Origin of the sequence: Xenophilus arseniciresistens (assembly GCF_028023875.1) — a bacterium.
Taxonomy (GTDB): Bacteria; Pseudomonadota; Gammaproteobacteria; order Burkholderiales; family Burkholderiaceae_C; genus Xenophilus; species Xenophilus arseniciresistens.
On sequence record NZ_JAQIPB010000003.1, the window covers coordinates 343,614 to 355,106 of the forward strand.

An 11,493-nucleotide genomic window follows, 5' to 3' on the forward strand; every position below is an offset into this window, starting at 1 on the left:
GACTGCCCTCCCTGGCATTCGTGTATTTCAGATGGATTGCATGAGCTTCTCTAGTTTCACGGCGTCAGCGGCGAAGGCGCGGATGCCTTCGGCCAGCTTCTCGGTGGCCATGGCGTCTTCGTTGTGCGCATAGCGGAAGGCCGCTTCGTTCAGCTCCACCTTGGGCAGGTCCAGCGCGCGGGCGGCCTGCGCGTCCAGCGCATGGGCCAGCGGCGCGTCGCTGGCAGCCAGTTCGGCCAGCAGGTCGGGGCTGATGGTCAGCAGGTCGCAGCCGGCCAGCGCGGCGATCTGGCCCGTGTTGCGGAAGCTCGCACCCATCACCTCGGTGGCAATGCCATGGCGCTTGTAGTAGTTGAAGATCTGGCGCACCGACTTCACGCCCGGGTCATTGGCGCCGGCGTTGGCCGCCTCGTCCCAGGCCGCGCCGGCCGACTTCTTGTACCAGTCGTAGATGCGGCCCACGAAGGGCGAGATCAGTTGCACGCCGGCGGCACCGCAGGCCACGGCCTGGGCGAAGGAGAACAGCAGCGTGAGGTTGGTGTGCACGCCCTGGGCCTCGAGCTGGCGCGCGGCCTCGATGCCTTCCCAGGTGGAGGCGATCTTGATCAGCAGGCGCTTCTCGACATCGATGCCCTCGGCGCGGTACAGCGCCACGATGCGCTCGGCCCGCGCCACGGTGGCGGCGGTATCGAAGCTCAGGCGGGCGTCGACTTCGGTGGAGACGCGGCCCGGCACCACCGACAGGATCTCGCAGCCGAAGCGCACCAGCAGCCGGTCGATGATCTCGTCCATCGGCTTGCCCTTGTGCCGGACCAGCGCCTCGTCCAGCAGCGGCCGGTACTCGGGCTTCTGCACCGCCTTGAGGATCAGCGACGGATTGGTCGTCGCATCCTGCGGCTTGAACTGGGCGAGCTGGCGGAAATCACCGGTGTCTGCGACCACGGTGGTCCATTGGCGGAGGGCGTCGAGTTGGTTCATGGGGCCATTATCCAGCCCGCCGATGACACCCCGGCGCCCCTGCGCCAGCCCCGCGGCGGCAAGCGCGCTGCACGGGCAGGGGCGCAGGCCCGCCGCGCACGGCCGGGCGCGCCGCCGGCTGACACGCGAGGGACGCGGGTGCGCCTAAGCTGCCCGCGACTGGCCTTTTTCATCTGCCGCAGCGCCCCGGTCACCCGCCTGGCCGCTGGGCGCCTTCTTCGATTCCCGGCCCTGCCCGCCCGCGCGGCACGGCCGGCCCCCGGCTTCTGGAGATTCCCCGCATGTCCCAAGCTCCGTCCACACCTCCGACCCGTTTCGACGACGACGCCACCGGCCGCCGCATCGGCACGTTGGCCCTGGCCTTCTGCGTGGGCAGCGCCGCCGCCTTGTGGGCCCTGCACAGCAGCAAGGCGCACGCGCGTCCCGCCGGCCCGGCCGACGGCGCACCCTTGATGCGTGCGCCGCTGCAGGTGGTGGCGCCGATCGACCTCAAGCGTTACGCCGGCCTGTGGCACGAGCAGGCGCGGCTGCCCAACCGCTTCCAGAAATCGTGCGCCGGCCATGTGAGCGCCGAATACACGCCGCTGCCCAACGGCCGCATCGAGGTGCGCAATCGCTGCGTGCAGGAGGACGGCCGCATCGAGGAAGCCGTGGGCGAAGCGCGCGTGGTGCCGGTGCCCGGGCTGCCGGGCGCAGGCCGGCTGGAAGTGCGCTTTGCGCCGGCATGGCTGGGCTGGCTGCCCCTGGTGTGGGGCGACTACTGGGTGCTGAAGCTGGACCGCGAATACCAGGTGGCGCTGGTCGGCACGCCCGACCGCCAGTACCTGTGGGTGCTGTCGCGCGTGCCGCATCTGAGCGAAGGCGCGCTGCAGGCGGAGCTGGAGTACGCACGCACGCTGGGCTTCGACGTGGACAAGGTGGTGCGCAGCGCGCCGGTGCCCACCAGCGGCAACTGACGCGTCTTCATTCAGATCAGGCGCATTCGGCCAGGTGCCGCCAGACCTGCGGCGCCAGCGCCGCGGGCGCGGTGCAATGGATGGCGCGCCAGCCCAGCACGCGTGCCATCTGCACATTGGCCGCGGTGTCGTCGATGAACAGCGTGCGCTCGGGCTCGAGCTGGTACTGCCAGGCCAGCAGCTGGTAGATCTCTTCATCGGGCTTGATGCGCTTGACATCGCCCGAGAAAAGCCCTCCGTCGAAGCACTCGAAGAAGGACAGCCGCCGCAGCAGCGCCTGGGCATAGGGCTGCGGCATGTTCGAGAGGTAGAACAGGCGCAGCGCGGGCCGCTGGGCCCGATGGGCATGCAGCTCGCGCAGCAGTGCCTCGGTCTGCGCGATGGGCTCGAAGCGCTCGCCCAGCGGCACCAGCAGCTCGGCCAGTTGCTGCTCGGGCAGCGCCAGGCGCTGCGCGCTGCGGCTGACCACGTCGTCGAGGCTGCGCAGCCCGGCATCGAAGCTGAGCCAGTCCTCGTGCTGGAACAGGGCCCGCGCCAGCTGCGCCGCGGCGGTTTCGTCGGCCAGCCGGTCCGCAAAATGCGCATGCACCAGCCGAACCGGCTCCCAGCCGATCAGCACCGCTCCCAGATCGAACACCACATTCATGACCCGGGATTTTGCCGCGTTACGCCAGGGTGCCCCGGCGCGGGGCTGCCGGAAAGCCCGCGACTGCCGTTAAAGTGACCGGCGGCGGCGGGGCGGTCCCGCGCGGCCCGACCTTCCAGAAAGCCTACGCCTCATGAGTTTTGATCTCGTTCTGTTCGGTGGCACCGGTGACCTCGCCTGGCGCAAGCTGATGCCGGCCCTGTTCCAGGCCTTTCGCCATGGCAGCCTGCCCGAGGGCGGACGCATCATCGGCGTGGCCCGCGACGACCTGACCGATGACCAGTACCGCGAGCTGATCGGTTCGCGCTTCAATGCCGTCGAAGGCGCCAAGCGGCCCTCGCCCGAGGAGTTCAAGCGCTTTGCGGCCCTGCTGCACTACCTGCCCATGGACCTGTCGCAGCCGCAGGACTACCAGCGGCTGGCCCAGATGCTGAAGCAGCGCGATGCCGACAGCCTGGTGATGTACCTGGCGACGGCGCCTTCGCTGTTCACCCAGACGGTGCAGCAGATCGCGGCGGCCGGCCTGAACGGCCCCAAGACACGCCTGGTGCTGGAAAAGCCGCTGGGCCACAACCTGGCCTCCAACCGCGCCATCAACCATGCCGTGGCCGAGGTGCTGGAAGAGCGCCAGATCTTCCGCATCGACCACTACCTGGGCAAGCCCTCGGTACAGAACCTCTTTGCCATGCGCTTCGGCAACGCGCTCTTCGAGCCGCTGTGGCGGCGCGAATACATCGCCAGCATCGAGATCACCATCGCCGAGGAAGTGGGCGTGGAAAAGCGCGGCGGCTTCTACGACCAGACCGGCGCCATGCGCGACATGGTGCAGAACCACGCGCTGCAGCTGCTGTGCGCCGTGGCCATGGAGCCGCCCATCAACGCGCATGCCGACGCGCTGCGCGACGAAAAGCTCAAGGTGCTGCGCGCCCTGAAGCCATGGACGCCCGAGACGCTGGGCCTGCACGCGGTGCGCGGCCAGTACGTGGCCGGCACGGCCTACGGCGAGCGCGTGGCCGGCTATCTGGATGAGCCCGGCATCGACCCTGCCAGCCGCACCGAAACCTTCGTCGCCCTGCGCGCCGAGATCGCGAACTGGCGCTGGGCCGGCGTGCCCTTCTACATCCGCACCGGCAAGCGCCTGGCCTCGCGCGATGCGCGCATCGAGGTGAACTTCCGCCCCACGCCGCATGCGATCTTCCGCGCGCCGGCGGGCTTTGCGAACAAGCTCGTGATCAACCTGCAGCCCAAGGACGGGCTGGAGCTGCACCTGGTGGCGCAATCGCAGAGCCAGCGCGTGAGCACCCAGGGCGGCGTGCGCGCCGGCATGGCGCCCCTGGCGCCGGTGCAGCTGAACCTGGACTTCGACCAGCGTTTCGGCAGCGAGCGCGTGGGCGCCTACGAGCGCCTGCTGCTGGACGTGATCGAAGGCCGGCTCAACCTCTTCGTGCGCAGCGACGAACAGGAGGAGGCCTGGCGCTGGGTCGAGCCGCTGCTGGAAAGCTGGCAGACCGACAACGGCCCGCGGCCCTATGCAGCCGGCACCTGGGGGCCGAGCGCGTCGAGCGCCATGATCGCGCGCGACGGCAACGCCTGGAGCGAGGAGCATTAAGCCGCCTGCTGCTGCCGCGGCGCCCGTGGTGCGGGGCTAGATCCGGCCCTCCTCCACCGCGTGGCAGGCCACGCGCGCAGCGCCCGTGTTCAGCAGCGCCGGCCGCTCGGCCGAGCAGCGCGCGTTGGCATGCGGGCAACGCGGATGAAAGGCGCAGCCCGTGGGCGGGTTCAGCGGATTGGGCACCTCGCCCTGCACCGGCGTGCGCGCGCGGCCCGTTGCATGCATCTGCGGGATCGCGTCGAGCAGCATGCGCGTGTAGGGGTGGCGCGGCCGCGCGAACAGCTCGGCCTTGTCGGCCAGCTCCACCAGCCGGCCCAGGTACATCACGCCCACCTGGTCGCTCACATGGCGCACCACCGCGAGGTTGTGCGAGATGAACAGGTAGGTCAGACCGCGCTCGCGCTGCAGGTCCTTCATGATGTTGAGCACCTGCGCCTGCACGCTCACGTCCAGCGCGGAAGTGGGTTCGTCGCACACCAGGAACTCCGGCGCCGTGGCCAGCGCGCGCGCGATGGAGATGCGCTGGCGCTGCCCGCCCGAGAACTGGTGCGGGTACTTGACCATGTCCAGCGGCGACAGGCCCACCGATTGCAGCAGCTCGCCCACGCGGGCCTTGATGGCGTCCTTGCCGCTCAAGATGCCATGCTCGTGCAAGGGCTCGGCAATGATGTCTTCCACGATCCAGCGCGGGTTCAGGCTCGCATACGGGTCCTGGAAGATCATCTGGATGCGCTTGCGCAGCTTGCGCCCGTCGCTGGTCTTGAAGGCAGCGTGCGCGTCCTGGCCGTCGAAGTGCATGCCGCCGCGCGTGGGCTCGTACAGCCCCACCAGCAGCCGCGCCACGGTGCTCTTGCCGCAGCCCGATTCGCCCACCAGCGCCAGCGTCTTGCCGCGCTCGATCTCGAAGCTCACGCCGTCGACGGCATGCAGCAGCGTGCGCGGCTTGCGCTCGAGCACGCGGTTGAGCCAGGGCGCGGAAACGTCGAAGGTCTTGGCCAGGTCGTGGGCCACCACCAGGGGCTTGGCGGCGCCCGCCACGGAAGGCTGCGGGCCTTTGGCCATCACTGCTGCGCTCATCGTGCGATCTCTCCTGCCGCTGGGGCGCTGCTGGGCGGCAGGGCCGCATCGGGGGTGGCACGCTCGCCCTGGGCCAGTTGCCGCTCGTGCGCCTGCACCAAGGCCGCATGGCCGCGGTGCGGGTCGGTCGCGTCATGCAGCCAGCAGGCTGCGCGCGTCACGCCCGCGTAGATGAGTTCGGGCCGCTCGTGCAGGCAGCGGTCGAACACGCGCGGGCAGCGCGGGTTGTAGGCGCAGCCCTTGGGAATGGCGTTCAGGCGCGGCATCGCGCCGTCGATCTGGTTCAGGCGCTCGCGGTCGCTGTCCATTTCGGGAATGGAGGCCATCAGGCCACCCGTGTAGGGGTGCGCGGGCTGGTGGATGACCTCGTGCACGGGCCCGATCTCGGCCACGCGGCCAGCGTACATGACGGCCACACGGTCGCAGGTCTCGGCGATCACGCCCATGTCGTGCGTGATCAGCATCACCGCCGCGCCACGCTCGCGGCACAGCTTCTTGAGCAACTGGATGATCTGCGCCTGGATCGACACATCGAGCGCCGTGGTCGGCTCGTCGGCCACGATCAGCTTGGGCTCGGCCGCCAGGGCCAGCGCGATCACCACGCGCTGGCGCATGCCGCCCGAGAACTGGTGCGGGTAGTGGTCGATGCGCTGCTCGGCGGCGGGAATGCCGGTGTCCTTGAGCAGGTCGATGGCGCGCTGGCGCGCTTCGGCTTCGCTCACGGGCAGGTGCGTGCGGATGGTCTCGACGAGCTGCCGGCCCACCGTGTACAGCGGGTTCAGCGAGGTGAGCGGATCCTGGAAGATCGCGCCGATCTTGCGCCCGCGGATGTGGCGCATCTTGTCGTAGGGCAGGTTGTCGATGCGCTGCCCCTCGAGCAGGATCTGGCCGCTGGCCACGCGCCCCGGCGGCTCCAGCAGGCCGATGATGGCCGCGCCGGTGAGCGACTTGCCCGCGCCCGACTCGCCCACCACGCCCAGGATCTCGCCCGGCGCAATCTCGAAGGAAATGTCGTCCAGCGCGCGCAAGGTGCCGCGGCGGTTCGGGAACTCGACGACCAGGTTCTTGACTTGAAGAAGGCTCATGCTTGCGGCTCCCTCTTCAGCGCAGGCGGGGGTTGAGCGCATCACGCAGCCAGTCGCCCAGCAGGTTCACGCTCAGCGCGATCAGCACCAGCATCACGCCCGGGAAGACGGTGATCCACCATTCGCCGGAGAACAGGTAGTCGTTGCCAACGCGGATCAGCGTGCCCAGCGAAGGCGACGTGGGCGGCACGCCCACGCCCAGGAAGGACAGCGTGGCTTCGGTGATGATGGCCGTGGCCACCTGGATGGTGGCCAGCACCAGCACCGGGCCGGTGACGTTGGGCAGCACATGGCGCAGCATGATGCGCATGGGCGACACGCCCGTCACGCGCGCGGCCTGCACGTACTCCTTGTTGCGCTCCACCATGGTGGAGCCGCGCACCGTGCGCGCGTACTGCACCCAGCCCGTGAGCGAGATCGAGATGATCAGCACGCCGAAGGCCAGCGATTCATGCGCGTTGGGAAAGAGCGCGCGGCCCACGCCGGCGATCAGCAGCGCCACCAGGATGGGCGGGAAGGACAGCATCACGTCGCACACGCGCATGAGAAAAGCATCGAGCCAGCCGCCGACGAAGCCGGCCAGCAGCCCCAGCAGCACGCCCACGAAGACCGACAGCAGCACCGACACCACGCCCACCACCAGCGAGATGCGCGCGCCATAGATCAGCGCCGAGAAGATGTCGCGCCCCTGGTCGTCGGTGCCGAAGATGTACTTGGATGTGCCGCCTTCCGACCACATGGGCGGCAGCCGCGCATCGCCCAGTTCCAGCGACGCGAGGTCGAAGGGGTTGTGCGGCGCCACCCAGTTGGCGAACACCGAGCAGAAGATGCACACAAACGCGATGAGCGCCGCCGTGATGGCCACGGGCGAGGTGCGAAAGCTGTAGCCGACATCGCTGTCGAGCCAGCGGGCGATTGTTTTGTTCATCGTGGGGGAGACCGGGCGTCTGGCGTTTGGTGTTCGGCGAGGGGCACCCGTCGTGCCTCCCCGCCCAACGCTCAACGCATGACGCTCAACTGTTTCAAGGTGCGCGCGAGCGCGGCATGTCAGAGGCCTGTGGACCAGGCGGCCCCTTCATGCGCCCTACTTCACGCTCATCCACTTGAAGGTCATGAAGTTGTCGGCGCGCTGCGTCAACTCGACCTTCTTGGCCACGCCCCAGGCCAGCGACTGCTGGTGCAGCGGCAGGTGGCCCACGTCGTCGGCATGCAGCTGGAAGGCTTCCTTGATCATGGCCGTGCGCTTAGCCATGTCGCCTTCGGACTGCACCTTCACCGTGAGTTCGTCCACCTTGGGGTTGCTGTAGGAGCCGAGGTTGAACTGGCCGTCGCCGGTCTTGTCGTCCGGGCTGCGCATCAGCGCATTGAGCGCGTTGTGCGAGTCGTAGGTCGAAGGCGTCCAGCCCAGCAGGTAGAAGCTGGTGTCGCGGCGCAGGATCTTCGGGAAGTAGGTGCCCTTGGTCTCGGCCTGCAGGTTGATCTTGACCCCCACGCGCGCCAGGTTGGCCGCCACGGCCTGGCAGACCTGCGCGTCGTTGACGTAGCGGTCGTTGGGGCAGTTCATCGTGACCTCGAAGCCCTGCGGGTAGCCGGCCTCGGCCAGCAGCTTCTTCGAAGCCTCGGGGTCGAAGGGCAGGCGCTTGTCCTGCGCCTGGGTCCAGCCGTTGATGCCGGGGCCCACCATCAGGCCCGTGGGCTTGGAGGCGCCGCGCATCACCGTCTTCTGGATCGCGTTGATGTCGATGGCCTGGTAGAAGGCCTGGCGCACGCGCTTGTCCTTGAAGGGGTTCTTGCCCTTGACGCTGGAGTACAGCAGCTCGTCGCGCTTCTGGTCCATGCCCAGGAAGATGGTGCGCATTTCGGGGCCGACGATCGCGCGCGTGCTGGCGTTGCCGTTGACGCGCGGAATGTCCTGCACCGGGATGGGCTCCATCACGTCGACCTGGCCCGAGATCAGCGCCGCCACGCGCGTGGCGGGGTTGGCGATGGGCTGGAACACCACCTCCTGCACGTTGCCTTCGATCTTGCCCCAGTAGGTGCCGCTGCGCACGAACACCGTGCGCACATCGGGCTGGCGCTCGCGCACGCGGTACGGGCCGGTGCCGTTGGCCTTGAAGGAGGCCGCGTTCTCAATCCCCTTGCGGCGGTCCACCGGGCGCTCGGCCTTGTTGTCCTCGCTCCACTTCTTGCTCATGATGAACATGTCGGCAAGCACTTCGGGCAGGATCGGGAACGGCCCCTTGGTCTCGATGTCCACCGTGTGGCTGTCGACCTTGCGCACTTCCTTGATGTCGTTGACCTTGGCCTTCACGTCGGAGCCGTCGCCGGCCGCGCGGGCAAAGCTGAAGATGACGTCATCGGCGGTGAAGGGCGTGCCGTCATGGAACTGCACGTTCTTGCGCAACTCGAAGCGCCACACCGAAGGCGAGGTCTGTTTCCAGCTCGTGGCCAGGCCCGGCGCCAGGCTCAGGTCCTTGTTGCGGTCCGTGAGGCCTTCGTACACGTTCGACGCGATGCTCAGCTGCAGCGACTCGTTGAGCGAATGCGGATCGAGCGACAGCGCGTCGCCCTGGTTCGCGATGCGAAGCGTCTGCGCCTGCGCGCCCACGCCGGCCACGGCCAGCACCGAAAGGACGGCCGTTGCAGCCAGGGTACGGTTCAGTTTCATGACAAGAGACTCCTCGGGTTGCGAAGCGTGCAATGACGCGGATCAACTCGCCGCGGTGGCGGCGTGCTCGTGCGCCGTGCCGGGGGTACCAGCAAGCGGCATGCCCTGCTCGACGAGGCTGGCATGCAGCGCCGCCCCCAATGGCAGGATTTCGTCATTGAAGTCGTAGCGCGGGTTGTGCAGGTAGGCCCCCTCGCGCACGTCCTGTCCGATGCGCAGGTAGGCGCCGGCCTTGCGCTGCAGCATGAAGGAGAAGTCTTCCGCGCCCATGCTGGGCTCCAGGTGGCGGTCCACGTTGCCCGCCCCCACCAGCGATTCGGCCACGTCGGCCGCGAACATGGCCTCGGGCGCGGTGTTGATGGTCGCGGGGTAGATGCGTTCGTACTTGACGCTGGCCGTGGCGCCGAAGGCCGCCGCCACCGACGCGCACAGCTCCTTGAGCCGCTGCTCGATCTGGTTCTGCACCCGCAGGTTGAAGGTGCGCACGGTGCCCACCAGCCGTGCCGAGCCGGGGATCACGCTGAACGCGTCCACGTCGCCGGCCTGCATGGCGCACAGGCTGACCACGGCCGCGTCGATGGGCCGCACGTTGCGCGAGACGATGCTCTGCGCCGCCGTGATGATGTGTGCGGCCACCAGCACCGGGTCCACGGTCTGGTAGGCATGGGCGCCATGGCCACCGCGACCGGTGATGTCGATGCTGATGCGGTCGGCCGCCGCCATCATGGCGCCGCGGTTGATGCCCACCGTGCCCACGGGCATGGCGGGCCAGTTGTGCACGGCATAGACGGCGTCGACGGGGAAGCGCTCGAACAGGCCGTCCTCGATCATCACGCGCGCGCCTGCATGGCCCTCCTCGCCGGGCTGGAAGATCAGCACTGCAGTGCCGTCGAAGTTGCGTGTCTCGGCCAGGTAGCGGGCGGCGCCCACCAGCATGGCCGTGTGGCCGTCGTGGCCGCAGCCGTGCATCAGCCCCGACTTGGCCGAGCACCAGCCGAAGTCGTTCTGCTCCTGCATCGGCAGCGCGTCCATGTCGGCGCGCAGGCCCAGCATGCGCCCGCTGCCCTGCTTGCGGCCGCGGATGACGCCCACCACGCCGGTCCGGCCAATGCCTTCGTGGATCTCGTCCACGCCGCAGGCGCGCAGGGCCTCGCGCACGCGGGCGGCGGTGTAGACCTCTTCGAAACCCAGCTCCGGGTGCGCATGCAGGTCGCGGCGAAAGGCCGTGAGCTCCGGATGCATGCGCGCGATCTGCGCAAACACGCGCCCCTGCGCCCGCAGGCGCACGCCCGGCTCCTGCGCAAGCTCCGGCGCAGACATCATCCCCATGTCAGTGCCCCCCTGCCTTGCTCACGCGCAGCCGCGGATCGACCGCGAAGTACAGCAGGTCGACCACCAGGTTGATGACCACGAAGATCAGCGCGATCAGGCACAGGTAGGCCGCCATCACCGGGATGTCGGCGAAGGTCACGGCCTGGATGAACAGCAGGCCCATGCCCGGCCACTGGAACACGGTCTCGGTGATGATGGCAAAGGCGATCAGGCCGCCGAGCTGCAGGCCGGTGATGGTCATCACCGGCACCAGCGTGTTCTTGAGCGCATGGCCGAAATGGATCGCGCGGTTGGAAAGGCCCCGCGCACGCGCAAACTTGATGTAGTCGGTGCGCAGCACTTCCAGCATCTCGGCGCGCACCAGCCGCATGATCAGCGTGAGCTGGAAGATGGCCAGCGTCACAGCGGGCAGCACAATGTGGTGCCAGCCCTTGGGGCTCAGCAGACCGGTGCTCCACCAGCCAAGCCGCGTGACCTCGCCGCGGCCGAAGCTGGGAAACCAGCCCAGGTGTACGGCGAAGACGAGGATCAGCAGGATGCCGATCAGGAAGGTGGGCAGCGACACCCCCAGCAGCGACAGCGTCATGAAGACCTGGCTCATGAAGCTGCCGCGGCGCAGGGCGGCGTACACGCCCATCGGAATGCCCACCACCAACGCCAGCAGAGCCGCCACCAGGGCCAGCTCCAGCGTGGCCGGAAAGCGCTCGGCAATCAGCGTGGAGACCTTGGCACCCTGACGCAGGCTCAGGCCGAACTCACCCTGCGCGGCATTGAACAGGAAGTGCCAGAACTGCACGAAAAAGGGCTTGTCCAGCCCCAGCGCGGCACGCAGCTCGGCGATCTGCGCGGGGGTTGCGTCCTGGCCCAGCAGGAAGGTCACCGGGTCGCCCACGTACTGGAACAGCAGGAAGGCAATGAAGGCCACCGCAACCATGACGATCACGGCCTGAATCAGGCGGCGCAGGATGAAGGCAATCATTCAATGACAGTGATTTCGCGGCATGCTAGCAGAGCAATAGGCGTGCCCAGGCCCACTGGAGACCGGGGTTTGCACCTAAAAGGGGCGGCCAAAAGGCAGGGCTGTCGCAGGGCTCTTCCGCCGGGTTGCAACGCGCCCGTGGCGCGAGGTCGCGGGCATC

Annotated in this window: 10 protein-coding genes; 2 read left to right on the forward strand and 8 right to left on the reverse strand. The window is 68.5% G+C overall.

Translation table 11 applies throughout. From position 1 onward, the window contains the following. Nucleotides 1-27 precede the first annotated feature (27 nt). Entirely contained in the window at nucleotides 28-978 is a 951-nt protein-coding gene (tal, locus tag PGB34_RS10270) for a transaldolase (protein ID WP_271427981.1), read from the reverse strand. A gap of 281 nt (nucleotides 979-1,259) precedes the next feature. Between tal and PGB34_RS10275 the strand changes: the two genes are divergently transcribed. Next, the gene (locus tag PGB34_RS10275) at nucleotides 1,260-1,934 is read left to right on the forward strand and encodes a lipocalin family protein (protein ID WP_271427982.1); all 675 of its coding nucleotides are present in this window, start codon (nucleotides 1,260-1,262) and stop codon (nucleotides 1,932-1,934) included. A 16-nt stretch (nucleotides 1,935-1,950) separates the two neighbouring features. On the opposite strand, the gene PGB34_RS10280 is transcribed toward PGB34_RS10275, so the two are convergent. Continuing rightward, on the reverse strand, nucleotides 1,951-2,580 hold the full coding sequence (locus PGB34_RS10280) for an HAD family hydrolase (protein ID WP_271427983.1): 630 nt from the start codon (nucleotides 2,578-2,580) through the stop codon (nucleotides 1,951-1,953). A 133-nt stretch (nucleotides 2,581-2,713) separates the two neighbouring features. Here PGB34_RS10280 and zwf point away from each other — a divergent pair, with 133 nt between their 5' ends. Continuing rightward, nucleotides 2,714-4,189 carry a glucose-6-phosphate dehydrogenase gene (gene zwf, locus PGB34_RS10285; protein ID WP_271427984.1) on the forward strand — a complete coding sequence of 492 codons (1,476 nt, stop codon included), beginning with the start codon at nucleotides 2,714-2,716 and terminating at the stop codon, nucleotides 4,187-4,189. Nucleotides 4,190-4,225: 36 nt separating this feature from the next. Here the strand turns inward: zwf and PGB34_RS10290 are convergent, their stop codons facing one another. The 6 genes from PGB34_RS10290 to PGB34_RS10315 form a co-directional block, all read right to left on the reverse strand. After that, on the reverse strand, nucleotides 4,226-5,269 hold the full coding sequence (locus PGB34_RS10290) for an ABC transporter ATP-binding protein (RefSeq protein ID WP_271427985.1): 1,044 nt from the start codon (nucleotides 5,267-5,269) through the stop codon (nucleotides 4,226-4,228). After that, nucleotides 5,266-6,354, reverse strand: coding sequence for an ABC transporter ATP-binding protein (locus PGB34_RS10295; protein WP_271427986.1), 1,089 nt, complete (start codon nucleotides 6,352-6,354; stop codon nucleotides 5,266-5,268). The genes PGB34_RS10290 and PGB34_RS10295 overlap by 4 nt, the downstream gene beginning before the upstream one ends. 16 nt (nucleotides 6,355-6,370) lie before the next feature. Further along, complete coding sequence (locus PGB34_RS10300) at nucleotides 6,371-7,282, reverse strand: ABC transporter permease (RefSeq protein ID WP_271427987.1); 912 nt, start codon at nucleotides 7,280-7,282, stop codon at nucleotides 6,371-6,373. Nucleotides 7,283-7,438: 156 nt separating this feature from the next. Next, a complete protein-coding gene (locus PGB34_RS10305; RefSeq protein WP_271427988.1) occupies nucleotides 7,439-9,022 on the reverse strand; it encodes an ABC transporter substrate-binding protein in 1,584 nt (527 codons plus the stop codon). 42 nt (nucleotides 9,023-9,064) lie between these two features. Further along, nucleotides 9,065-10,345 (reverse strand): M20 aminoacylase family protein, encoded by a 1,281-nt coding sequence (locus tag PGB34_RS10310; RefSeq protein WP_271427989.1) that lies wholly within the window; start codon nucleotides 10,343-10,345, stop codon nucleotides 9,065-9,067. 7 nt (nucleotides 10,346-10,352) lie between these two features. Then, nucleotides 10,353-11,333: an ABC transporter permease gene (locus tag PGB34_RS10315; protein WP_271427990.1), complete on the reverse strand. Its 981-nt coding sequence runs from the start codon at nucleotides 11,331-11,333 to the stop codon at nucleotides 10,353-10,355. Between the last annotated feature and the right edge of the window lie 160 nt (nucleotides 11,334-11,493).